The organism is Methylobacterium sp. D54C (genome assembly GCF_053345595.1).
In genome coordinates this window covers 1-20,302 of record NZ_JBKFAK010000005.1, presented here as the reverse complement: position 1 = coordinate 20,302, position 20,302 = coordinate 1, and the positions used below count along the sequence as shown (strand labels likewise).

Below are 20,302 nucleotides of genomic sequence, written 5' to 3'. Positions count from 1 at the left end.
CGCCGCCGGGGCGGCTCACTGCGGCAGTTCGAACACCGTGAGCTGCCCGCCCGGCGCCGTGTACTGCGACAGGGCCGCGTAGCCCCCCACCGCCCCCGAACCGTCCGCGGGGTCGGTCAGCCCGGCCGCTAGGCCGATCCCGGCCCAGCCGCCGACCCCGGACAGCACCGCGACGTACTGCTTGCCGCCGTGCAGGTAGGTGGTGACGTTGCCGACGATCCCGGACGGGGTCTTGAACCGGTACAGCTCGTGCCCGTCCCGGGCGTCGACCGCCTTCAGGTAGCCCTCCAGCGTGCCGTAGAAGACCACGTTGCCCGCCGTGGCGAGCGCCCCCGACCAGACCGAGAACGGCTCCGGGATCGTCCAGGCGATCCGGCCCTTCGCGCCGTCCCAGGCGATGAACGCCCCGGTCCGGTCCGAGCCCTCGGGCGGGTGCAGGGTGAGCGTCGCGCCGACATAGGGCTGGCCGGGCGTGTAGGTGACCCGGAACGCCTCGTAATCCATGCACATGTGGTTGGTCGGCACGTAGAACAGCCGCGTCTTGGCCGAGTAGGCGGCCGGCTGCTGGTTCTTGGCTCCGAGCGCCCCGGGACAGATATTTTTGGTTGCTTCGTCCTCGTCGGCCTCGCCGGGAGCGTAGCGCTTGTCGACCACCGGCTTTCCGTAATCGGGCGCGGCGGGATCCACGCTGATCCGGCTGGCCCAGTTCACCGTGGGGTCGAACTTCTCCGCCACCAGCAGCGCGCCGGTGGCCCGGTCCAGCGTGTAGCCGAAGCCGTTGCGGTCGAAATGGGTCAGCACCTTCCGGGCGCGACCGTCGATCACCTGCTCGGTGAGGATCATCTCGTTGACGCCGTCGTAGTCCCACTGGTCGTGGGGGGTCATCTGGTAGACCCAGCGGGCGATGCCCGTATCGGCGTCGCGGGCGATGATCGCCTGCGCCCATCGGTTGTCGCCCGGGCGCTGGTTCGGGTTCCAGGTCGAGGGATTGCCGGTGCCGTAATAGACGAGGTTCAGGTCCGGATCGTAGGAGAACCAGCCCCAGCTGCAGGCGCCGCCGGTCCGCCACTGGTCGCCCTCCCAGCTCTTGAGCGAGGAATCGCGGCCGACCGGGCGCCCGAGCTCGGTCGTCGTCTCCGGATCGACCAGCATGTCGGCGTCCGGCCCGGTGGCGTAGGCGCGCCAGAGCCGCCGGCCCGTCGCTTGATCGTAGGCCGTGACGTGGCAGCGCGCCCCGTACTCGCCGCCCGCGAGCCCGACGATGAGCTTGCCGCGCACCGGCAGGACCGTGGCGGTGTTGGTCTCGCCCCGGCCCGGGTCGCCGTTCCTCACCGACCACAGCACCCGGCCGGTCCCGGGGTCGAGCGCCACCACGGTGGTGTCGGCCTGCTGGAGGAACAACCGCCCGTCCGCGTAGGCGAGCCCCCGGGAGACCGTGTCGCAGCACATCACGGCGATGACGCTCGCGTCCTGCCGCGGTGCGTAGCGCCACAGGATCTTCCCGCCCTGGTCGAGGTCGAGGGCGTAGACCACGTTGGGGAACGGCGTGTGCACGAACATCAGGTGTCCGACCACGATCGGCGCGCCCTCGTGGCCGCGCAGGACGCCGGTGGAGAAGGTCCAGGCGACCTTCAGGCGCCCGACATTGCCGGCGTCGATCTGGTCGAGGGCCGAGTAGCGGGTGTTGGCGTAGTCCAGGGTCTGCAGGACCGGCGACGGGCCGGCCGCCGCCGCGGAGGCGAGGCCGGCGAGCGGCAGGGCCGCGAGCAGTGAAGCACGCATCGACGCACGCATCCTCGTGATCCTCATCGCCGCGCGGCGCGCGCACCTACATGCGCTGCTGGACGATGCTCTCGGCCTGGGGGTCCGGCTCGTGGCCGGCCGCGCGGAGCATCGGCACCACCTCGGCCGCCTCGCGCGCGACGAGGTAGCTCAGGTCGAGGCCCTCGCGGATGAAGCCGTGGCCGCGCATGTGCTCGAACAGGGCCAGCAGCGGCGCCCAGAACTCCGCCACCGAGACCAGCACCACCGGCTTCCGGTGGCGCCCGAGCTGCGCCCAGGTCAGCTGCTCGACCAGCTCCTCCAGGGTGCCGATGCCGCCCGGCAGGGTCACGAACGCGTCCGAGCGCTCGAACATCAGGCGCTTGCGGGTGTGCATGTCGGAGACCACCACGGTCTCCTGGATGTCCGCCAGCATGTGCTCGCGCGCCTGGAGGAAATCCGGGATGATGCCGGTGACGTGGCCGCCGGCGGCGAGCGCCGCCCGCGCCACCGTGCCCATCAGCCCGACGTCGCCGCCGCCGTAGACGAGGCCCATCCCGGCCTGCGCGACCGCGGTCCCGAGGGTCTCGGCGGCCTCGCGGAAGGCCGGGTCGCGGCCGAAGCCGGAGCCGCAATAGACACAGACTGTCCTCACCGGAGCCATCCGGCGTCCTCCTCGCGCGTCCGTTGCGAGCCGTCCAGATCGCGCCCCGCGCCCAGCACTCCACGTGCCAAACTGCTGAATTCGCGTGGGATTCACCCGCCTGGGCGGCAGGACGGCTTGGTGTGGGGACCATGTACGGTATTATGGGCGGCGCCGTCGACGGCTTTTCGCGCGGGCGGACGGCCGCCCGCCGGGCGGCGGCAGGATAAGGGGAGGCCTTCGTGGCGATGTCGAGACAGGTGCGGCGCAGTCTCGCCCTGGCGCTGGCCGGCCTTCTCGGCGGACTGGGACTCGTGCTGGCGCTGTTCGGCGGCGACTCCCTGCGGCGGCTCACCGGCCGCGGCGGTCCCGAGCCGTCCGCGTCGTCGGCGCCGAGCGGCAGCCTGCGCAGCCTCGCCGATCCGGGCGCCCTGGCCGGCCGCACCGACCCGACGATCGACTTCCGCGACGACAAGCCGGGCCGGGCGAGCCCGGCGCCGGGGGAGGGCCCCGTGGCGGCGCTCCCGCAGCCCCCCCGCGCCGGCACCCCCGGGGCGCCGCAGGCCGGCACAGCCGGGTCGCAGCAGGCCGGTCCGGGCCAGGACGCGCGCCTGCCGGATGCGGCCGAGGCGCCGCGCTTCGACATCGTCCGCGTCGAGCCGAACGGCGACGCCGTGGTGGCCGGCCGCGGCGCGCCGGACGCCGCGATCGAGATGCTGGTCGACGGCAAGCCCGTGGCCCGGGCGAAGGCCGATTCCAACGGTCAGTTCGCGATCGTGCCGCCGGCCCTGCCGACGGGCGCCAGCACGCTCCGCCTGCGCATGACCGGCGCGGACGGGCGCGCGACCGAGTCGCAGCAGAGCGTCGCGGTGGACGTGGCCCCCGGCCGGGACCGCCAGCCCCTCGTGGCCCTGACCGCCCCGGACGCCGCGACCGTCGTGCTGTCGCAGCCCGGCGCGCCGGGCGCGACGGCCGACGCGAAGGGCGGCGCCAGATCCTCCGGTCCGGCTTCCGAGCCGGGTACCCGGGACGCCGACGCGGCGCGGGCCGGCCGTCCGGCCGGGAGCGGGGAGACCCGCGAGGCCGCGGCGTCCGGGCCGGGACCGACCCGGATCGCCAGCGTGGACGTGCAGGGGAACGGCCGCCTGTTCGTGACGGCCACCGGCACGCCGGGGGCGCGGATCCAGCTCTACCTCAACGACACGATGATCGCCCCGGGCAGCATCGGGCCGGACGGCCGGGCGACCTTCACGATCGGGCGCGGGATCAAGCCCGGGCAGTACCAGGTGCGGATCGACCAGGTCGATCCGGCCACCGGCAAGGTCGCCAGCCGCGCCGCGGTCCCCCTGTCGGTGCCGGAGCCGACGCAGGTCGCCGCCCGGGAGACCGCCGAGTCCGGACCGTCGCCCGCCCAGAGCGGCGCGCGGGATCGTGCCGGCCCCGATCAGGCCGCGCGCGACGGTGCCGACCGGGACCGGCCGGCCGCGGCCTCGCCGCCGGCCGCCGTCTCGAACCCCCAGGTGGCCGACATGGCGGAGCCGGACCGGGTCGGCGCGGTGTTCGTGCCGGAGATCAGCACCGCCCGGATCACCCGCGGCGACAACCTCTGGCGGATCAGCCAGCGCACCTACGGCCGGGGCGAGCGCTACACGGTGATCTACGACGCCAACCAGAACCAGATCCGCGATCCGGACCTGATCTACCCGGGCCAGATCTTCGTGCTCCCCACCGACAAGCGCGGCTGAGCGGCGGCGCCTACTCCACCACCTGGTCGTCGCCCGCGAAGGCCAGCCGGCGCAGGCCGCGCAGCGCCCGGTCGAGCTCCTCCCGCGACGGCGAGGCCAGGGCGAGGCGCACCGCGTTCGGCGCGTGGCCGGGATGGACCGCGAAGGATGAGGCCGGCAGGAGGGCGATGCCCTGGCGCAGGGCCGCGGCCGCGTAGGCCTCGGCCCGCCACGTCTCGGGCAGTTCCAGCCAGAGGTGGTAGGCCTGCGGATCGCCCACGACCCGCAGGTCGGCGAGCGCGGCCCGGGCGAGGGCTTGCCGGGCCGCGGCGTCCCGGCGCTTGGCCTCGGCCAGCGCCGCGGCCGAGCCCCCCGCCATCCAGTGCATGCCGGCCGCGAGCGACAGGCCGAGCACCGTCCAGGCGCCCTGGCGGACGGAGGCGGCGAGCCGGTCGGTGAGGGCAGGCGGCGCGGCGATCAGGCCGACGGTCAGCGCCGGCATCACCCGCTTCGACAGGCTGTCCACGAAGATCACCCGGTCCGGCGCGAGGCCGGCGAGCGGCGGCGCCTCGGCCAGGAAGCTGTAGACCGCGTCCTCGACGGCGGTGAGCCCGGTCCGCTCCAGCACCTCTGCCAGGGCGGCCCGGCGCGCCGGCCCCATCGTGGCGCCGAGGGGGTTGTGCAGGGTCGGCTGGAGATAGACGCCGCTCAGCGGGGTCGCGCGGTGGGCCTGGAGGAGCGCCTCGGGGCAGACGCCCTCCGCGTCCATGGCGAGCGGGATCAGCGTGATCCCGAGCCGCGCCGCGATGCCCTTCACCCCGGGATAGGTCAGGGGCTCGCAGCCGATCCGCTCGCCGGGCGCCGCCAGGGCCGCCAGGGCGGCGGCCAGCGCCTGCCGGCCGTTGCCGGTGAACAGGATGTCGGCGGGATCGGGAGCGTAGCCCGCCCGCGCCAGGAACCCGGCGGCGATCGCCTGCGCCGAGGGCGTGCCCGCGGGCCCGTACTGGGTGAAGCCGATCTGGCCGTCGTCGCGGGCGAGCGCCGCCAGGGTCTCGGCCAGGACCACCTCCTGCTCGGGCAGGCGCGAGTGGGTCCGCTGCAGGTCGAGGGCGGCCGGGGGCGGCTCCGGGCGGAGCAACCCGGCGCGCCCCGGCTCGCTGCGGACGTAGGTCCCGCGCCCGACCTCGCCGGTCACCAGCCCCCGGCGGGCCAGCTCGGCGTAGACGCGGCTCGCCGTCGAGACCGCGATGCCCCGCGCGTAGGCGAAGTCGCGCTGCGGCGGCAGCCGCGCGCCGGGGCGCAGCCGGCCCGCCGCGATGTCGGCCGCGATCGCGTCGGCGACGGTGCGGTAATCCGCGGGGCGCATAATTGCTCCGAGGTCAATGTTTCGATTGATCCGAGCTTTGTATCGGATCAATGCTCCGCCAGCAATCCCGGCCGGACTGCCTTCCCGCCACCGGATCGTCTGCGATGCAAGCCGTCACCCTGTCCTCCTCGCCCGCCGTCACCCATCCGGCCGCGCGCCCGTCCCTGCTCCGCACGTGGCTGCAGCGGATCCGCACCCGCCGCGCCCTGGCGGCGCTCCACCCCGACCAGGCCCGGGATGCCGGCCTCGAGCCCTGGGACCTGCGCGCCGAGGTCGCGAAGCCGTTCTGGCGAGCGTGAGGCGGGGGCCTGCACGCAGCGCGGGTGCTCCGGCGCGGCAGCGGGCCTATATGCGGGGCCAGGACATCCCGCCCCGCAGAACCCTTCATGACCGACAACACCGCGCCCGCGGCCGGGACGCCGATCCCGGCCGAGCGCCCCGGCCTGATCGCCACCTACCGGCGGCTCTGGCCGCATCTCTGGCCCCACGGCCGGCCCGACCTGCAGCGCCGGGTCTTCCTGGCCTTCGGCCTGCTGCTCGCCGCCAAGCTGGTGACCATGGTGACGCCGTTCACCTTCAAGTGGATCACCGACGCGCTGGTCGCGGCGGTCGGCGGCAAGGACGAGGCCGTGCCCACCGGCCTCCTCGCCGCGCCGATGCTGCTGATCGCCCTCTACGGCCTCTCGCGGATCGCCATGTCGGCGCTGACGCAGGTGCGCGACGGGCTGTTCGCCAAGGTGGCGATGCACGCGGTGCGGCGGCTGGCGCTCCAGACCTTCGAGCACATGCACCGCCTGTCCCTGCGCTTCCACCTGGAGCGCAAGACCGGCGGCCTGACCCGGGTGCTGGAGCGCGGCCGCGCCGGCATCGAGGAGCTGTCGCGCCTGATGGTGCTGACCCTGGTGCCGACCATCGTCGAGTTCGTGCTGGTGCTCGGCGTGCTGGCCTACGAGTTCAACTGGACCTACGCGCTGATTGCGTTCCTGACGGTCGCGGCCTACCTGGCCTTCACCTACAAGGCGACCGAGTGGCGGATCGCGATCCGCCGCCGGATGAACGCCTCCGACACCGACGCCAACACCAAGGCGGTCGACTCGCTGCTCAACTACGAGACGGTGAAGTATTTCGGCGCGGAAGCCCGGGAGGCCGGCCGCTACGACGAGTCGATGGCCAAGTACGAGAAGGCCTCGACGCAGACCTACGTGTCGCTGGCGGTGCTCAATGCAGGGCAGGCGGTGATCTTCACGCTCGGCATGACCGTGGTGATGTGGCTCGCGGCGCGCGACATCCTGGCCGGGCGCACCACGATCGGCGGCTTCGTGCTCGCCAACACCATGCTGGTGCAGCTCGCGATGCCGCTCAACTTCATGGGCATGATCTACCGCGAGATCAAACAGGCGCTGATCGACATCGACGACATGTTCCGCATCCTCGGGCAGAACCCCGAGATCGCCGACCGGCCGGGCGCCGCCCCGCTGGCCGTGGCGGGCGGCACGGTGCGGTTCGAGGACGTGCGCTTCGCCTACAATCCCGAGCGGCCGATCCTGCGCGGCGTCACCTTCGAGATCCCGGCGGGCCAGACCGTGGCGGTGGTCGGGCCCTCGGGCGCCGGCAAGTCGACGCTCTCGCGCCTGCTGTTCCGGTTCTACGAGCCCCAAGGGGGCCGGATCAGCGTCGACGGGCAGGACATCGCCGCGGTGACGCAGGCCTCGCTCCGGGCGGCGATCGGCATGGTCCCGCAGGACACGGTGCTGTTCAACGACACGATCGGCTACAACATCCGCTACGGCCGGGCCGACGCCACCGACGCGGAGCTGCGGGAGGCGGCCCGCCTCGCCCAGATCGACCGCTTCGTCTCGGGGCTGCCGGAGGGCTACGACACCCCGGTGGGCGAGCGCGGCCTGAAGCTCTCAGGCGGCGAGAAGCAGCGGGTCGCCATCGCCCGCACGATCCTCAAGGCGCCGCCGATCCTGGTCCTCGACGAGGCGACCTCGGCGCTCGACTCCTTCACGGAGGCCGAGATCCAGGCGGCGCTCGACCGGGTCAGCCGCGGCCGGACCACCCTGGTGATCGCCCACCGGCTGTCGACGGTGGTCAACGCCGACGCGATCCTGGTCCTCGACCACGGCCGCATCGTCGAGCGCGGCACCCACGCCGCGTTGCTGGAGGCCGGGGGCGTCTACGCGGCGCTCTGGGACCGCCAGCGGGAGGCCGACGCCGCCCTGGAGGTGCTCCAGCGCGCCGACGCGCCGGTGCTCCCGCCCCGGACGGGCCACGCCGCCGTGCCGGAGACCGAGGCCGCGGAGTGACCGAAAGGCCACACGCGGTCCGCGCAACGCGGCCGGGACGCAACCGGAGGCGGTAAGCGCGGTTCTGCGGTTATGCCGCACTTCTACCTGCACATCCGGGACGGTCAGTGGCTGGTCGAGGATCTCGACGGCGCCGACCTGCCCGACCTCGACGCCGCCCGCACCGAGGCCGAGCGCTCCGCCCGGGCGCTCTTGGAGATCCAGCGGGTCGACGGCGCGGTGCTGGCCGGGCAGGTCTTCGAGATCGCCGACGCGTCGGGGCAGGTCCTGGCGGTCGTGCCGCTGAGGGACGTGCTCGAGCTGCCGTAAGATCCAGGGCGCGGGCGGGTCGGTCGGGATCGACCGCCCGATGGCCGCTACGGCCGGCCCCTACGGCCGCGACCGCACACGGACCCCGAGCAGGTCCTCGAACGGCAGCACCATGGCGCCCTTGTCCCGGTCGCCGTGGCCCTGGCGCAGGGCGGTCTGGTAGGTGGCGGTGGCGGCCGCCGTGACCGGCATCGGGAAGCCGTTCTCCGCCGCGACCGCCGCGGCGGCGACGAGGTCCTTGTAGGCCGCCCCCATCGGGTAGCCCTCGTCGAACTGGCCCCGGAGGATCCGCGGCACGAAGTACTGCGCCGCGTAGCTCCGGCTCGTGCCCGTCGTGACCACCTGGGCGACCTGATCCGGGTCGAGCCCCATGGCGACGGCCATCGGCAGCACCTCGGCCAGCGCCGCGATGTTGATGTCGTAAAGCACGTTGTTGATCGTCTTGGTGAGCTGGCCGGATCCGGCCGGGCCCATGTGCAGGATTGTCGTGCCGATCCGCTCCAGGAGCGGGCGCACCCGCGCGACCGCCCCGGCCGCGCCGCCGCACATCACGGTGAGCGTCCCGGCCTCGGCGCCGGCCGGCGCGCCGGAGACGGGCGCGTCGACGAAGGCGCGCCCGGTCGCCGCCACGGCGCGGCCGACCGTGAGGGCCTTGGCGTGCGCGATGGTGCTGAGGTCGACCACGACCGCCCCCGGGGCGAGGCGCTCCGCCAGGGCGCCGTCCCCGAGGAGCGCCGCCTCGACGGCGTCGCCGTTCGGCAGGCACAGGAACAGCACGTCGGCGCCGGCGGCCTGCCCGGGATCGGTGGTGGCGACGAGGCCCGGCGCGGCGAGGCCGGCGAGGCGCGCCTGGTCGGTGTCGATCGCGACGAGCGTCTCGGCGTCGGAGCCCCGCTTGGCCGCGAGGTTGCGGGCGATGGGGTGCCCCATCGCGCCGAGGCCGAGGAGGGCGAGGCGCGCGGCCATGCGGGTGTCCCTGTTCCGAGTGTCCGGGCGCCCCCTGTCCGTGCGGGGGAGGCGCCGCGCCAGCATGTCGCCGGACGGGGCCGTCTTCCAGCCCCGCCCCTGGAATTGCGGCCGATGGCTTCTCGGCACCGACGTCCTTGCGAGCGGAGCGGAGCGAGCCAGCAGCGCGACCTTGCCGATGGTGCGCCACCCTGGGTCGCTTCGCTGCGCTCGCGATGACGAGAGGCGCGTCGACAGCGGGGCGTGGCTCGAATTGCCTTGACAATGTTCCTATTTTGTGCTTCCTGACCGCACCTGTCCGCGGCGTCCCGGGAGCGATCCCGGGCCGTCCTTCGGGGGCCCGCCCGGTGGCTGACCGTGCGGGTCCGGGGACGGGGCGGCGCCCGCGTCGGTGGCTCTCAGCCGCCATCGCCCCGGGCGGCGGACCGGTGCGGGGCGTGCCTCGGACGCGGGCGTGAGACCGGGCGGCACTGTGCCCGGCGGGGTGAGGAAATGCCCCCGCGCCGACCCGCCTCTGGGCCGACCCTGAGCGACCTGCGGACCCGCCCACTACGAGGCGGGGGACGGCTGGAAGGCCACGGCGCCGATGCGGGTTCCGGAGGTGCGGGCACGGCGTGCGAGTACGGCGTGCCTGCACCTCGCCCGAGACCGCTAACGGGGAGTCGCAGGACCGGGACGTCGGAGACGCCGCGACGAGAAAGACGGCACCGGCCGGGGACCATGCCCGGTCGATGCCGCGGGGCGCCGCGGGGATCGGATCCCACGCGTACTTGGCCGACACCTGGGTTCCCGCGGCGTCCCGCGTCCCTCGTGCTCGCCTCCCGGGCCATGCCCCCGGCGCCACACGCGCGCGGGGACGATCACGCGCACCCGAACGGCGGACGAAGGGCAGGGATGCGTGAAGTTGCGCCGCACCGTTGTTCCCTCGCCCGAGAAATCGGTCTACACGGCCGCTCCCTCGAAACCGCTTACCTGCCCCGTATGCAGGACTGAGCCCGGAGACGCTCGTACCATGCCGATTCTCACCTTCCCTGACGGCAACACGCGGGAGATCGCCGCCGGCACGACCGGCCGGGCCGTGGTCGAGGGCATCGCCAAGTCGCTGGCCAAGCGCACCGTCGCCATGGCGCTCGACGGCACGGTCGCCGACCTCGACGACCCGATCGACCGCGATGCCCGCATCGAGTTCCTGGACCGCACCGACCCGCGCAGCCTGGAGCTGATCCGGCACGACTGCGCGCACGTGCTCGCCGAGGCCGTGCAGGCGCTCTGGCCGGAGACGCAGGTCACGATCGGCCCGGTGATCGAGAACGGCTTCTACTACGACTTCCATCGCGAGACCCCGTTCACGCCCGAGGACTTCCCGAAGATCGAGGCGAAGATGCGCGAGATCATCGCGCGCGACGCGCCCTTCACGAAGGAAGTCTGGACGCGCGAGGACGTGCGGGCGCTGTTCGCCGGCAAGGGCGAGGGCTTCAAGGTCGAGCTGGTCGACGCGATCCCGCCGGGCGAGGACCTGAAGATCTACCGCCAGGGCGACTGGTTCGACCTCTGCCGCGGCCCGCACATGACCTCGACGGCCAAGGTCGGCACCGCCTTCAAGCTGATGAAGGTCGCGGGGGCCTACTGGCGCGGCGACTCGAACAACCCGATGCTGACCCGCATCTACGGAACGGCCTGGGCGAACCAGGCCGATCTCGACGATTACCTGCACCGGCTGGAGGAGGCCGAGCGCCGCGACCACCGACGGCTCGGCCGCGAGATGGACCTGTTCCACTTCCAGGAGGAGGGGCCGGGCGTCGTCTTCTGGCACGCCAAGGGCTGGACGATCTTCCAGGAGCTGATCGCCTACATGCGCCGGCGCCTGCGCGGCGACTACGCCGAGGTGAACGCCCCGCAGATCCTCGACAAGGCCCTGTGGGAGACCTCCGGCCACTGGGGCTGGTACCGGGAGAACATGTTCGCCGCGCAGTCCGCGGGCGAGGAGGCCGAGGACAAGCGCTGGTTCGCCCTCAAGCCGATGAACTGCCCGGGCCACGTGCAGATCTTCAAGCACGGCTTGAAATCCTACCGCGACCTGCCCCTGCGCATGGCCGAGTTCGGGATCGTCCACCGCTACGAGCCGTCCGGCGCCATGCACGGGCTGATGCGCGTGCGCGGCTTCACGCAGGACGACGCCCACGTCTTCTGCACCGAGGACCAGCTCGCCGACGAGTGCCTGAAGATCAACGACCTGATCCTCTCGACCTACGCGGATTTCGGCTTCGACCAGATCGTCGTGAAGCTCTCGACCCGGCCCGAGAAGCGCGTCGGCTCCGACGCCCTCTGGGACCACGCCGAGGACGTGATGACCCGCGTGCTGGCGCAGATCGAGGAGCAGTCGGCCGGCCGGATCAAGACGGCGGTCAACCCGGGGGAGGGCGCGTTCTACGGGCCCAAATTCGAGTACGTGCTCCGCGACGCCATCGGCCGCGACTGGCAGTGCGGGACCACGCAGGTGGACTTCAACCTGCCCGAGCGGTTCGGCGCCTTCTACATCGACGCCGACGGCGCCCGGAAGCCGCCCGTGATGGTCCACCGGGCGATCTGCGGCTCGATGGAGCGCTTCACCGGCATCCTGATCGAGCACTTCGCCGGGCACTTCCCGCTGTGGCTGGCGCCGGTCCAGGTGGTGGTGGCGACGATCACCGGCGAGGCCGATCCCTACGCCCGCGACGTCATCCGCACCCTGGAGCGCGCGGGCCTGCGGGTCGAGGCGGATCTGCGCAACGAGAAGATCAACTACAAGGTCCGCGAGCACTCGCTCGCCAAGGTGCCGGTGCTGCTGGCGCTCGGCCGCCGCGAGGCGGAGGAGCGCACGGTCTCGATCCGGCGGCTCGGCAGCCAGCAGACCCGCACGCTGCCGCTGAGCGAGGCCGTGGCGGCCTTCGTGGAGGAGGCGACCGCGCCCGACATCCGCCGCGCCGAGGCCGTCGCCGCGACGGTCCCGACCAGCGACACGGTGCTCGACGGCCATCACGGCCCGCTCGACGCGCCCTGACGCGCCGCCGATAGACGTCGTCCCGGGACCGTGCGGCGGCACCCGGGACGGCGGCGCGGCCCGACCGCGCAGACCCGTCGACCGACAGAGTTCGCGCGCCGCGATCACCACCTCAACTTGCGGATGGTCAATCTCCGCGAAGATCGCTCAACGCGCACGACTTTCGTCAAGGTTGGCGAAAGGAATCCCATTCTATGAAGACCGGAGACTAATTTCCGAGCCGGCACGTTCCGGCGATCGCCCGACGACGCTGTCGGGCGTTTCGGGGGACCGGCCATGGCGGCGGAGGCGGGCAGGGCGGCGACGAGGCTGGCGCGGCGCCACCGGCAGGCGGCCTGCGCCCGGCGCCAGGACGGGCTCGGCCGCGGGCGCAAGCTCGGACCCGGCATCGTCCAGGCGCTGGACTCGCTGCCGCACGGCCTGTGCCTGTTCGATTCCGCCGACCGGCTGCTGTTCGTGAGCGACGGGTTCCGGCGCCTGTTCGGCCCGCCCGCGAACCGGATCCGGCCCGGCATGCATGCCCGGGCGGTGGGCGCGGCGAGCGCCGCGGGGGCGGTCCCGGCCGACCGGGATCCCTGCGGCCTCTGGGCGGCGCGGCGGCGGCTCCTCGCCCGGGGCGCGACCGACGCCGTGGTCCAGACGCTCGCGGACGGGCGCCAGGTCGCGATCACGCTGCACCCGCAGGCCGGCGGCGGCTGGACCGCCCTGTGGGAGGACGTGACCGAGCGCCGCCGGGCGGAATCGCTCCTGCGCTACATGGCCCACCACGACCCGCTGACCGGCCTGCCGAACCGCCACCTGTTCGCGGCCCGGCTCGACCGGACCCTGGCCGACCGCGACGGCGCGCCCTGCGCGCTGCTGTGCCTCGACCTCGACGGCTTCAAGCCGGTGAACGACCGCCACGGGCACGCGGTGGGCGACGCGCTCCTGCGACACCTGGCCGAGCGCCTGCGGGCGGCGCTCGGCGCGGGGGATTGCGCCGCGCGGCTCGGGGGCGACGAGTTCACCATCCTGCTCGGCGACGCGGCGCCGGCGCCGGCCCTCGGCTTCGCCCTGCGCCTCCAGGCGCGCCTCGCCGAGCCGTACGATCTCGGGACCGGATCGCCGATCCGCATCGGCGCGGCGATCGGCGTGGCCTGCGCGCCCCTGCACGCCACCCGGGCTGAGGCCCTGGTGGAGCGGGCGGACGCGGCGATGTACGCGGCCAAGCGCCTCGGCCACCCCTACCTGTGGGACGACGCGCTGGATCTCGGGCCGGTCGGTCCGGGCGGCGCGGTTCCGGCCTGAGGCGGCCGGGACGGTCTCAGCGCGCCTTCTCGTGCTCCGCGAGGCCCACGGCCCTGTAATCGTAGGTCGGGAAGAACTCGGTCCGGTACGCGCCCCAGGCGGTATCCTCCAGGACGCGGTTGACCTCGCGCAGGCGGGAGGCCGGCAGCCGCAGGACGATGATCTGCCCGATCCCCATGACGACGTTCCACGAGACGACCTCGATGCCCGGCGGCGGGAAGGCCTTGTAGAAGCCCTGCTTGGCGAGCTGCGCGTTCAGCTCCGCCAGCGGTCGGGACTGGTCGTGGCGCAGGAAGACCGTCAGCAGCACGGCGTTGTCGGCCGTCGCCGCGGCGGATCCCGTGGGCGGGGGCGGCGCGGTCTGCGCCCCTGCCGGTCCGGCGGCGACGAGCAGCACGAGCGCCGCCGCGAGCGGGCCGGTCAGACCTGTTGAGCGTCGCATGCGATCTCCCGCTTTCCCGACCCGCGCGCGGCCGGGCCGTCAGCCGCCCTCGACATCGTAGGAGAGCCGCAGGCGCAGGCGGACCGCGCCCTGCTCGTCGCGCACGGCGAGCACGTAATCCTGCCGCTCCATCGGATCGGTCAAGCCCTGCGCGAGCCGCGTCAGGATGCGCACCGCCTGCGCCCGCGCCGCGGCGAGATCCGGAAGATCGAAGCCGTCGCGGTCGCGAACCAAGTTGGCGCCGTCGTGGAGGTCGATGAAATAGCGGGGCACGGATGCGAGCTCGGCGAGCGCCGGAGCTCGCAAGGATCAGTCTCCGCTGTTTCTACGTAGTTTCCGGAGGGCCGCAATCGGAGGTCGCCCGTGTCGCACCCCCAGACGCGGCCGGATGTAAGTCGGCGTCCGCGGACGGCATCAGCCCCCCAGCAGGCTCTCGGCGAAATCGTCCGGAACGGTCCCGAACTGGCCGAGGATCGTGACGCCCTCGAGTTCCCCGGTCTCGTCGTCGGCCACGACCCTGAGGGCCGCCGCGCCGGGCATGCGGGCGGCCAGCGCCTCTGCCTTCTTGAGGGCGCCGAACTCGCTCTGCGCGGGCTCCTGGCGGGCCGGCCGCAGGCGGTTCCGGTGCAGCTCGAACGGCTGCACGAGGTAGGTGGTCTTCAGGGCCATTCCGGCCTCCGCGGCGCGGCGCGCGGTGGCGAACGGACCGCGGCGCGGTCCACTACAGGCTGCGGGTGGTCACCCCGAGGGCGAGGAGGGCGTAGGCGCCGATGAAGAACCATTGCCGGTGCGCCACGACGGTTTTTCCGACCATCGGGATGCGCGTGTAGAGGCTGGCGACGGCGAGGCCGATCAGCACGGCCGACACCAGGAACGTGAGCAGGCGCGGGGCGGAGAGCGTGGGCATACCCCATGCTCCGCCGGTACGCTTACCGAACCGTTACCGGTCGAGCCCGGGCACGAGGGGGCGGTACGCCGTCAACGGGCCCTGCGTTCCGGGAAGCAGTCCGACCTCGGCGAGCCACAGGACCATGATCGCTCCGGCCAGGAGCGTCGCGAGCGAGGCCAGCCGCCCGGTCCACCGCCGCAGCACGAACATGGCGACCACGACGGCCAGCAGGGCGATGAGGAGGGCGAGCATCAGCATGGCCGCGCCATGCCACGACCGGGGCGCCGCGTCACCGCGGATGACGGCGGAACGTCCCACGGGCCGGCCCGGGCCGACTTCAAGTCCGCCAGATGCACGTTCTGGTCGTTCTGCAGAGCGGAAACTCTACCGCAGTCGATAGGCCGACTCGGACGGCGCCCTGAAATACTCCGCCGGAAATCGCCAGAAATGGTCGGCCGATCTCCGCGGCGGGCACCCCGATCATGCACCGGAAGCGGCCCGCCAACGGTTTTGTAACTTGCATTCAGTGCTCAAAAGTAGCAGATCCCGGGCGAGGGGCACACCAGGAATCTTACAGTGTCAGAAGAAACCACAGGGCCCAACTCCAACTTCATCGAGCTGGCGGGCGATATCGTCGCCGCCTACGTGTCGAACAATCCGGTGCCGGCCGCGGAGCTGCCGGCCCTGATCGCGCGCGTGCACGGCGCGATCAGCGGGCTCGTCACCGGGACTCTGACGGCGGAGATCGGGGCGGTCCCGCAGGCCGAGGTCGAGAAGCCGAGCGCGGCCCAGATCCGCAAGTCGGTCCGGCACGACGGGATCGTCAGCTTCATCGACGGCAAGACATACAAGACGCTGAAGCGCCACCTGACCAGCCACGGCCTGGATCCGCGCAGCTACCGCGACCGCTACGGCCTGCCGGCGGACTATCCGATGGTCGCGCCGAGCTACGCCGAGCAGCGCTCCGCCCTCGCCAAGGCGATCGGCCTGGGCCAGCCCGGCGCCATGGCCGAGCGCGAGCGCAAGGGCCGCAAGGCCGCCTGAGGATGACGGCCTCCGGGGGCGCCCCGCTCGGCGGGGCCCCCTCGTAACGAAGCGCCGCGGAGCCCGGCGCCTCGTTCCGCCGCGCGGCCCGGAGCCGCGCCGAGACCGTTGCATCGTCGCCACACACGTCCAGGACATCGCGGGACACGGACAAGCTGCCACACTCTGCACAAAGCTGATGCGCACGCCGGGGCCCGAGGATGCTACCGAAGGGGTCGGCGAGATGAAGCGAGAGCAGACGATGACGAGTTCGGTCGTGCCGTTCCCGGCGCATATCGCGCCCGCGGTCGTGGACGAGGACACCGCGTCGATCATCGCCGTGCTGCAGGATCAGCTGGCCCTGGCCCGCGAGGGTCGCCTGCGCTCGGTGGCGGTCGTCTCCGTCTCGGCCGATGGCGAGGCGGTCGGCACGCAATGGTCGTGCAAGGGCTCCGATATCAGCAACCTGATCGGCAAGCTGACCGTCCTGACCCACGACCTGATGGCCGCCCGGAAGTGACCGGCCGAATCTGACGGGGCGGGCGCGGCCCGCCCGGTGCGGCGTTCCGGAGACGGCTCCGGCATCGGCCAGAAGGAATGCCCCGGATGACTCGCGCCCTGCTGTTCGCCGCCCTCCTGGGAACGGCGGTCGTGCCGGGCACCGCCCGGGCTGCCGAGGAGGCAGACGACACCAAGCGCGCGGAGACGATCCGGGGTCTCGTGCGGATCGTCGGCGCGCAGGCCGGCATCGTCCTGCACTGCCGCAAGCTCTACTCCATCGACGACACGGTGTCCGAGGGCCTGTCCCGCACGGTCCGCCGAGCCCTCGACGCCGGCCTCGGCCACCAGCGTGCCCGGAACGCCATCGCCGAGGAGGGCCGGCGGGTCGCGGACGAGATCGCCGCGGTCGGACCGGAGCAATGGTGCGCCGACCAGCGCGACCTGCTCAACACGGACGGCGTCCGCGTCTTCATCGACTGACCGCGCCGGATCCCGTCCCGGCGGGGCACTCCCCGCGGCCGGCCGGTCGATGCCCCTCGTGAAGGGCAGCCCTGGCCGCGCGCGACTTCAGTCCTGTGCGGATCAGATGAGAGCGTCATTCCGGCCGCTGTTCCGCAGTGCAGAACAGATGAACACCTTGTTCACCGCGCTCTCGTCTGTCATGTTTCGACGACGGACGAGACTGAACAGATCAAGCCGGTCGCACTCGTCCGTTTACAAGAGCCCTCAAGGGCCGCGAGACCGGCGCATAGGGAAACGCCATGTCTCGATCAATCCTGCTGGCCCTCGCTCTCGTCGTCTGCGGGGCCGCCGTGACGCTGTTCGCCTTCCTGCGCGCGCCCCAGTCGAGGGAGTTCGCCGGGTGGGATGCGGCCTTCATGGGCGGCATCGGGGCCGTCGCGCTGGGCTTTCTCACCACCCTCGTCGAGGTCGTGACCGAGTAGGTCGATCCTGAGGCCCGTCACACGCGCCGAGCGGTCCGACCGAGGCCGTCTCCGTCCCTGCGGCTCCGTCGCCCCGGTCGCTCGGCGGGCGGCGGTGCTCCGCGCATCCGGCCTCCGGCCGAGCGCGCATGAAGAGCGCAGAATTCACAGGGACGGCAGCTTCCCGACAATTCGAGGCATTTCGCAAACCGCCCTTGAACCCGGGTGACCGATCCTGTCGGGCAGAGGTTCTCGAGGCGGTGATGTTCGAACGACGCAGCGCTCCACGCACGCTTCTCAACGAGACCGGCAGCATCTCGGTCGACGAGCATCGAAGCTTGCCGTGCATCGTCTACGACCGGTCGGCCGGCGGCGTGCGGGTCGCGCTCCCGGATGCCGAGATCGTTCCGGACAGCTTCATCCTCAGCATCGATGCGAGCAGCGAGATCCTCGTCTGCCGCGCCATCTGGCGCAAGGCGGAGGAGATCGGCGCCACGACCGACATCCCCGAGACGGCGCGGTCGGGCCGCGCGAACCTCTGGCGCGAACTCGAGGCGACCTGACAGGCGCCTGCCTCGGGTCGACCGGCGCTCGGCGCGGCCAGAGTGTCGTCGGCAGGGTCGGGGGCGGCGGGGCTCCCGGCGCGCGCCGACGCGTGTCACTCCCAGTCGATGTTGAGCGAGCGCTCGAAGGCGGCCGCGGAGAGTTCCTTGCCCTTCGGATCGGCGACCGTGATCTCGCGGAAGCCGCGCCGGGCCAGCTCCCAGGTCTTCTCCATCGCCTGCTCGTCCGTCCCGCAGGCGAACGTCATGACGCGCCCGGACGGATCAATCCCCTTGACGGTGAACACACCACTCTCCCTGCTCGCACCTCCCATATAGAGGCGCGATCCGCGTCGCGCCTCCCGCCATCGTGACGGAGCCCCGGGACCCGCACACGCCCCGTCGCGTTGGCTGCAGGCAGGGAGAGACCGCATGACGCGCGAGACCGCAGACCCGACGAGCCGCGGACCGGACGCGCGCGAGGCGGACGAGCCTCCGGCGGAGCGCGTCAAGGCGGCGCCGGCCACGATCCCGACCGAGGATCCCGAGGTCGGCCTCGCACAGAAGGGCAGCGGGGAAGAGGCAATCGTCCGGCGCGAGACGGAGATCTGACCGGTCGCGCCGACGCGCGGGCGATCCCTGGACGCCGGTCCATGTGCGATGCACAAACGGGCCGGCCGCACCCGGATGGCGGCCGACAGGAGACCGCGCATGGCGCAGTGCATAGCACAGTCGTCGGGCCACGAGGTCCCGACCCAGATCCGCGACGTCGCCGGGACCGGTCTCGCGCAGGCCCGGACGGCCTTTGGAAGCGTCGTCGGAGCGGCGCGCCGCGCCTCCGACACGGTCCGCACGAAAGTGGTGCGAGGGCAGGTTGCGGCCCGGGAAGCGGCGGCCGCGGCTCGCGACGCTGCCGGGGCGGCGTCGCACTGAGCGGGAGAGCCGAGCGGCCTCTGGGCGGGTGGCCGGCGGCCCTTCGCGGCGCTGCCGGCCGTGTTCGGACGCGGAGTTGGAGATGATGTACGGGGAGGTTGGCCGCCTGGTGGATGAGAGCCTGCGGCTGGGCCTGAGACAGGCCGAGAACGCCGTCCTGCTCGCGATGGCGGCGCAGTATGCGTGGGCGGATCTGTGGTTCGAGGGGTACCGCGCGGCGGGGACTGCCCTCAGTACCGCGCGCGATCAGCGGGCGCGGACGCGGCGCCTGATCCGTCGCGGCGTGGAACCGTCGGTGGCCGCGCAGGAATTGCACATCGTCTGAGCGTCGGCCGGAGACGGAGCCGCCCGGGGCGCTCCGTCTCCGGCAGCCGGCTCAGCGGCTCGCCTCGACGGCGGCCTGGACGATCGGCCGGCCGAGGGACGAGACCGTCCGATTGACGGTCGCCGGCGCGGCGACGGGCTGGGGCGTATCAAGCGACATCCGGAACTGACCTCTTCGCGTCATGAGGATCTGACCCCCATGCTAATTTCCCACGCCTAGACGGGTGTGGGTTGGGGGACCGCAGCCGCCTTTTGCAGGAGGCCGCTGCGACGCTTCTCACGAAGCCGGTAGCTGTCGCCGCGGATGGTGACGACGTGGCTGTGGTGCAGCAGCCGATCGAGGATCGCGGTGGCCACCACCGCATCGCCGAACACGCTTCCCCACTCGCCCACGGCCCGGTTCGAGGTCACCAGCATCGCGCCCCGCTCGTAGCGGCGGCTGACGAGCTGGAAGAACAGATGCGCGGCATCCGGCTCGAACGGCAGATAGCCGAGCTCGTCGATGATCAGCAGTTTCGGCTTGGCGTAGTGCGTCAGCCGCTCCTCCAACCGGCCCTCAGCATGCGCCTTGGCCAGCTGCGCCACGAGCGTCGTGGCCGGGGTGAACAGCACGCCATAGCCGGCCACGATCGCCGCGCGCCCGATCGCCACCGCCAAGTGCGTCTTGCCCACGCCGGGCGGCCCGAGGAACAGCACCGCCTCGCCATTGGCGATGAAGCGGCCGGTGGCAAGTTCACGGATCTGCGCCTTGTCCAGCGAGGGTTGGGCGCCGAAGTCGAAGCCGGTCAGGTCCCGCACGAAGGGGAAGCGAGCCAGACCGAAGGCCATGTCGATGCGGCGCTGGTCACGCCGAGCGACCTCGCGCTCGCAGAACAGGGTCAGCGCCTCACGGATCGTCAGCTCGCCCCGGCCAGCCTCGTCGATCAGGCTATCGAGCTGATCGCGCATGGCCGTCAGCTTCAGGCGGTCGAGCAGCAGGGTGAGGTGGTCATGGTCCATCAGAAGCCTCCCCCGGCGACCGCCTCGTACTCGGCCAGCGGCCGCAACAGGGCCGGCGGCATGATGGGCGACGGGTCGAGCCGGTGAGCCGGTCGCTCTCGGCTACCCACAAGCCCGGCCAGATGGGCATCGTCGACGACACGGCCGTGGCGCCCCTTCAACGCGGCGTGCACGGCGACCTCGCGTCCGCCGTGGTGGACGCGCACCACCGCTCCGCTCACGGTGACGCGAACCCGCTCGCCGATCAGCCGCCACGGCACCGAATAGGCGTTGCCGTCGACGCTGACCGCGCAGTCTGCCCCGACCCGGCGCACGAGATCG

Annotated in this window: 26 protein-coding genes; 14 read left to right on the top strand and 12 right to left on the bottom strand. The window is 72.6% G+C overall.

Going from position 1 to position 20,302, the window contains the following annotated elements; all coding sequences use genetic code 11:
- Window positions 1-15: 15 nt before the first annotated feature.
- Both ACLBYB_RS13540 and ACLBYB_RS13535 read right to left on the bottom strand, forming a co-directional pair.
- Window positions 16-1,794 carry a methanol/ethanol family PQQ-dependent dehydrogenase gene (locus ACLBYB_RS13540; protein WP_447699071.1) on the bottom strand — a complete coding sequence of 593 codons (1,779 nt, stop codon included), beginning with the start codon at window positions 1,792-1,794 and terminating at the stop codon, window positions 16-18.
- Window positions 1,795-1,828: 34 nt separating this feature from the next.
- Window positions 1,829-2,425, bottom strand: a complete 597-nt coding sequence (locus ACLBYB_RS13535; RefSeq protein WP_091925932.1) for an LOG family protein — start codon at window positions 2,423-2,425, stop codon at window positions 1,829-1,831.
- A 227-nt stretch (window positions 2,426-2,652) separates the two neighbouring features.
- Here ACLBYB_RS13535 and ACLBYB_RS13530 point away from each other — a divergent pair, with 227 nt between their 5' ends.
- A complete protein-coding gene (locus tag ACLBYB_RS13530) occupies window positions 2,653-4,149 on the top strand; it encodes a LysM peptidoglycan-binding domain-containing protein (RefSeq protein WP_447699205.1) in 1,497 nt (498 codons plus the stop codon).
- 10 nt (window positions 4,150-4,159) lie between these two features.
- Here the strand turns inward: ACLBYB_RS13530 and ACLBYB_RS13525 are convergent, their stop codons facing one another.
- Window positions 4,160-5,494: an aminotransferase-like domain-containing protein gene (locus ACLBYB_RS13525; protein WP_091680198.1), complete on the bottom strand. Its 1,335-nt coding sequence runs from the start codon at window positions 5,492-5,494 to the stop codon at window positions 4,160-4,162.
- Between the two features lie 104 nt (window positions 5,495-5,598).
- On the opposite strand from ACLBYB_RS13525, the gene ACLBYB_RS13520 reads away from it, so the two are divergent.
- The 3 genes from ACLBYB_RS13520 (at window position 5,599) to ACLBYB_RS13510 (ending at window position 8,112) form a co-directional block, all read left to right on the top strand.
- The gene (locus ACLBYB_RS13520; protein WP_447699070.1) at window positions 5,599-5,793 is read left to right on the top strand and encodes a DUF1127 domain-containing protein; all 195 of its coding nucleotides are present in this window, start codon (window positions 5,599-5,601) and stop codon (window positions 5,791-5,793) included.
- Between the two features lie 87 nt (window positions 5,794-5,880).
- A complete protein-coding gene (locus tag ACLBYB_RS13515; protein ID WP_447699069.1) occupies window positions 5,881-7,803 on the top strand; it encodes an ABCB family ABC transporter ATP-binding protein/permease in 1,923 nt (640 codons plus the stop codon).
- A gap of 72 nt (window positions 7,804-7,875) precedes the next feature.
- Entirely contained in the window at window positions 7,876-8,112 is a 237-nt protein-coding gene (locus ACLBYB_RS13510; protein ID WP_020092366.1) for a DUF6894 family protein, read from the top strand.
- A 60-nt stretch (window positions 8,113-8,172) separates the two neighbouring features.
- On the opposite strand, the gene ACLBYB_RS13505 is transcribed toward ACLBYB_RS13510, so the two are convergent.
- On the bottom strand, window positions 8,173-9,078 hold the full coding sequence (locus ACLBYB_RS13505) for an NAD(P)-dependent oxidoreductase (protein ID WP_447699068.1): 906 nt from the start codon (window positions 9,076-9,078) through the stop codon (window positions 8,173-8,175).
- 1,012 nt (window positions 9,079-10,090) lie between these two features.
- Here ACLBYB_RS13505 and thrS point away from each other — a divergent pair.
- Both thrS and ACLBYB_RS13495 read left to right on the top strand, forming a co-directional pair.
- Window positions 10,091-12,118 carry a threonine--tRNA ligase gene (gene thrS / locus ACLBYB_RS13500; RefSeq protein WP_447699067.1) on the top strand — a complete coding sequence of 676 codons (2,028 nt, stop codon included), beginning with the start codon at window positions 10,091-10,093 and terminating at the stop codon, window positions 12,116-12,118.
- A gap of 276 nt (window positions 12,119-12,394) precedes the next feature.
- On the top strand, window positions 12,395-13,405 hold the full coding sequence (locus ACLBYB_RS13495) for a diguanylate cyclase domain-containing protein (RefSeq protein ID WP_447699066.1): 1,011 nt from the start codon (window positions 12,395-12,397) through the stop codon (window positions 13,403-13,405).
- A 16-nt stretch (window positions 13,406-13,421) separates the two neighbouring features.
- On the opposite strand, the gene ACLBYB_RS13490 is transcribed toward ACLBYB_RS13495, so the two are convergent.
- The 5 genes from ACLBYB_RS13490 to ACLBYB_RS13470 form a co-directional block, all read right to left on the bottom strand.
- Entirely contained in the window at window positions 13,422-13,847 is a 426-nt protein-coding gene (locus ACLBYB_RS13490) for a hypothetical protein (protein WP_091980288.1), read from the bottom strand.
- A gap of 39 nt (window positions 13,848-13,886) precedes the next feature.
- Complete coding sequence (locus ACLBYB_RS13485) at window positions 13,887-14,120, bottom strand: DUF6894 family protein (protein ID WP_026605249.1); 234 nt, start codon at window positions 14,118-14,120, stop codon at window positions 13,887-13,889.
- Between the two features lie 141 nt (window positions 14,121-14,261).
- Entirely contained in the window at window positions 14,262-14,516 is a 255-nt protein-coding gene (locus tag ACLBYB_RS13480; RefSeq protein ID WP_020095183.1) for a hypothetical protein, read from the bottom strand.
- Between the two features lie 52 nt (window positions 14,517-14,568).
- Window positions 14,569-14,754 carry a hypothetical protein gene (locus tag ACLBYB_RS13475; protein WP_012318898.1) on the bottom strand — a complete coding sequence of 62 codons (186 nt, stop codon included), beginning with the start codon at window positions 14,752-14,754 and terminating at the stop codon, window positions 14,569-14,571.
- Between the two features lie 33 nt (window positions 14,755-14,787).
- A complete protein-coding gene (locus ACLBYB_RS13470) occupies window positions 14,788-14,994 on the bottom strand; it encodes a hypothetical protein (RefSeq protein WP_026605250.1) in 207 nt (68 codons plus the stop codon).
- A 318-nt stretch (window positions 14,995-15,312) separates the two neighbouring features.
- On the opposite strand from ACLBYB_RS13470, the gene ACLBYB_RS13465 reads away from it, so the two are divergent.
- From ACLBYB_RS13465 to ACLBYB_RS13445, 5 genes are all read left to right on the top strand, one after another.
- The gene (locus tag ACLBYB_RS13465) at window positions 15,313-15,780 is read left to right on the top strand and encodes a MucR family transcriptional regulator (RefSeq protein WP_020095185.1); all 468 of its coding nucleotides are present in this window, start codon (window positions 15,313-15,315) and stop codon (window positions 15,778-15,780) included.
- Between the two features lie 223 nt (window positions 15,781-16,003).
- On the top strand, window positions 16,004-16,279 hold the full coding sequence (locus ACLBYB_RS13460) for a hypothetical protein (RefSeq protein ID WP_026605251.1): 276 nt from the start codon (window positions 16,004-16,006) through the stop codon (window positions 16,277-16,279).
- Window positions 16,280-16,365: 86 nt separating this feature from the next.
- Window positions 16,366-16,740: a hypothetical protein gene (locus ACLBYB_RS13455; protein WP_132367544.1), complete on the top strand. Its 375-nt coding sequence runs from the start codon at window positions 16,366-16,368 to the stop codon at window positions 16,738-16,740.
- Window positions 16,741-17,021: 281 nt separating this feature from the next.
- Window positions 17,022-17,204 (top strand): hypothetical protein, encoded by a 183-nt coding sequence (locus ACLBYB_RS13450; protein ID WP_020095188.1) that lies wholly within the window; start codon window positions 17,022-17,024, stop codon window positions 17,202-17,204.
- A 242-nt stretch (window positions 17,205-17,446) separates the two neighbouring features.
- On the top strand, window positions 17,447-17,746 hold the full coding sequence (locus ACLBYB_RS13445) for a PilZ domain-containing protein (RefSeq protein ID WP_020095189.1): 300 nt from the start codon (window positions 17,447-17,449) through the stop codon (window positions 17,744-17,746).
- A 95-nt stretch (window positions 17,747-17,841) separates the two neighbouring features.
- Here the strand turns inward: ACLBYB_RS13445 and ACLBYB_RS13440 are convergent, their stop codons facing one another.
- Window positions 17,842-18,060, bottom strand: coding sequence for a hypothetical protein (locus tag ACLBYB_RS13440; protein ID WP_210383195.1), 219 nt, complete (start codon window positions 18,058-18,060; stop codon window positions 17,842-17,844).
- A 97-nt stretch (window positions 18,061-18,157) separates the two neighbouring features.
- Between ACLBYB_RS13440 and ACLBYB_RS13435 the strand changes: the two genes are divergently transcribed.
- The 3 genes from ACLBYB_RS13435 to ACLBYB_RS13425 all read left to right on the top strand — a co-directional run bounded on the left by ACLBYB_RS13435 (window position 18,158) and on the right by ACLBYB_RS13425 (window position 18,983).
- Window positions 18,158-18,337, top strand: coding sequence for a hypothetical protein (locus ACLBYB_RS13435; protein WP_020095191.1), 180 nt, complete (start codon window positions 18,158-18,160; stop codon window positions 18,335-18,337).
- A 99-nt stretch (window positions 18,338-18,436) separates the two neighbouring features.
- On the top strand, window positions 18,437-18,658 hold the full coding sequence (locus ACLBYB_RS13430; protein ID WP_447699065.1) for a hypothetical protein: 222 nt from the start codon (window positions 18,437-18,439) through the stop codon (window positions 18,656-18,658).
- A gap of 82 nt (window positions 18,659-18,740) precedes the next feature.
- Window positions 18,741-18,983, top strand: a complete 243-nt coding sequence (locus tag ACLBYB_RS13425) for a hypothetical protein (RefSeq protein WP_447683216.1) — start codon at window positions 18,741-18,743, stop codon at window positions 18,981-18,983.
- 215 nt (window positions 18,984-19,198) lie between these two features.
- Here the strand turns inward: ACLBYB_RS13425 and istB are convergent, their stop codons facing one another.
- Window positions 19,199-19,981, bottom strand: coding sequence for an IS21-like element helper ATPase IstB (gene istB, locus ACLBYB_RS13420; RefSeq protein ID WP_170861908.1), 783 nt, complete (start codon window positions 19,979-19,981; stop codon window positions 19,199-19,201).
- Window positions 19,981-20,302: Mu transposase domain-containing protein (locus ACLBYB_RS13415; protein ID WP_447699064.1), on the bottom strand; the 322-nt coding region annotated here is incomplete at its 5' end. The genes ACLBYB_RS13415 and istB, both read right to left, overlap by 1 nt.

Excerpts from the sequence above, each read along its gene's own strand:
- ACLBYB_RS13450 (WP_020095188.1), top strand. The coding sequence starts at position 17,022 with ATGTCTCGATCAATCCTGCTGGCCCTCGCTCTCGTCGTCTGCGGGGCC.
- ACLBYB_RS13510 (WP_020092366.1), top strand. The coding sequence starts at position 7,876 with ATGCCGCACTTCTACCTGCACATCCGGGACGGTCAGTGGCTGGTCGAG.
- ACLBYB_RS13530 (WP_447699205.1), top strand. The coding sequence starts at position 2,653 with ATGTCGAGACAGGTGCGGCGCAGTCTCGCCCTGGCGCTGGCCGGCCTT.
- ACLBYB_RS13440 (WP_210383195.1), bottom strand. The coding sequence starts at position 18,060 with ATGGGAGGTGCGAGCAGGGAGAGTGGTGTGTTCACCGTCAAGGGGATT.
- ACLBYB_RS13495 (WP_447699066.1), top strand. The coding sequence starts at position 12,395 with ATGGCGGCGGAGGCGGGCAGGGCGGCGACGAGGCTGGCGCGGCGCCAC.
- thrS (WP_447699067.1), top strand. The coding sequence starts at position 10,091 with ATGCCGATTCTCACCTTCCCTGACGGCAACACGCGGGAGATCGCCGCC.
- istB (WP_170861908.1), bottom strand. The coding sequence starts at position 19,981 with ATGGACCATGACCACCTCACCCTGCTGCTCGACCGCCTGAAGCTGACG.
- ACLBYB_RS13455 (WP_132367544.1), top strand. The coding sequence starts at position 16,366 with ATGACTCGCGCCCTGCTGTTCGCCGCCCTCCTGGGAACGGCGGTCGTG.
- ACLBYB_RS13480 (WP_020095183.1), bottom strand. The coding sequence starts at position 14,516 with ATGGCCCTGAAGACCACCTACCTCGTGCAGCCGTTCGAGCTGCACCGG.
- ACLBYB_RS13520 (WP_447699070.1), top strand. The coding sequence starts at position 5,599 with ATGCAAGCCGTCACCCTGTCCTCCTCGCCCGCCGTCACCCATCCGGCC.
- ACLBYB_RS13525 (WP_091680198.1), bottom strand. The coding sequence starts at position 5,494 with ATGCGCCCCGCGGATTACCGCACCGTCGCCGACGCGATCGCGGCCGAC.
- ACLBYB_RS13490 (WP_091980288.1), bottom strand. The coding sequence starts at position 13,847 with ATGCGACGCTCAACAGGTCTGACCGGCCCGCTCGCGGCGGCGCTCGTG.
- ACLBYB_RS13505 (WP_447699068.1), bottom strand. The coding sequence starts at position 9,078 with ATGGCCGCGCGCCTCGCCCTCCTCGGCCTCGGCGCGATGGGGCACCCC.
- ACLBYB_RS13430 (WP_447699065.1), top strand. The coding sequence starts at position 18,437 with ATGGCGCAGTGCATAGCACAGTCGTCGGGCCACGAGGTCCCGACCCAG.
- ACLBYB_RS13460 (WP_026605251.1), top strand. The coding sequence starts at position 16,004 with ATGAAGCGAGAGCAGACGATGACGAGTTCGGTCGTGCCGTTCCCGGCG.
- ACLBYB_RS13425 (WP_447683216.1), top strand. The coding sequence starts at position 18,741 with ATGATGTACGGGGAGGTTGGCCGCCTGGTGGATGAGAGCCTGCGGCTG.
- ACLBYB_RS13540 (WP_447699071.1), bottom strand. The coding sequence starts at position 1,794 with ATGCGTGCGTCGATGCGTGCTTCACTGCTCGCGGCCCTGCCGCTCGCC.
- ACLBYB_RS13535 (WP_091925932.1), bottom strand. The coding sequence starts at position 2,425 with ATGGCTCCGGTGAGGACAGTCTGTGTCTATTGCGGCTCCGGCTTCGGC.
- ACLBYB_RS13435 (WP_020095191.1), top strand. The coding sequence starts at position 18,158 with ATGACGCGCGAGACCGCAGACCCGACGAGCCGCGGACCGGACGCGCGC.
- ACLBYB_RS13445 (WP_020095189.1), top strand. The coding sequence starts at position 17,447 with ATGTTCGAACGACGCAGCGCTCCACGCACGCTTCTCAACGAGACCGGC.
- ACLBYB_RS13470 (WP_026605250.1), bottom strand. The coding sequence starts at position 14,994 with ATGCTGATGCTCGCCCTCCTCATCGCCCTGCTGGCCGTCGTGGTCGCC.
- ACLBYB_RS13475 (WP_012318898.1), bottom strand. The coding sequence starts at position 14,754 with ATGCCCACGCTCTCCGCCCCGCGCCTGCTCACGTTCCTGGTGTCGGCC.
- ACLBYB_RS13515 (WP_447699069.1), top strand. The coding sequence starts at position 5,881 with ATGACCGACAACACCGCGCCCGCGGCCGGGACGCCGATCCCGGCCGAG.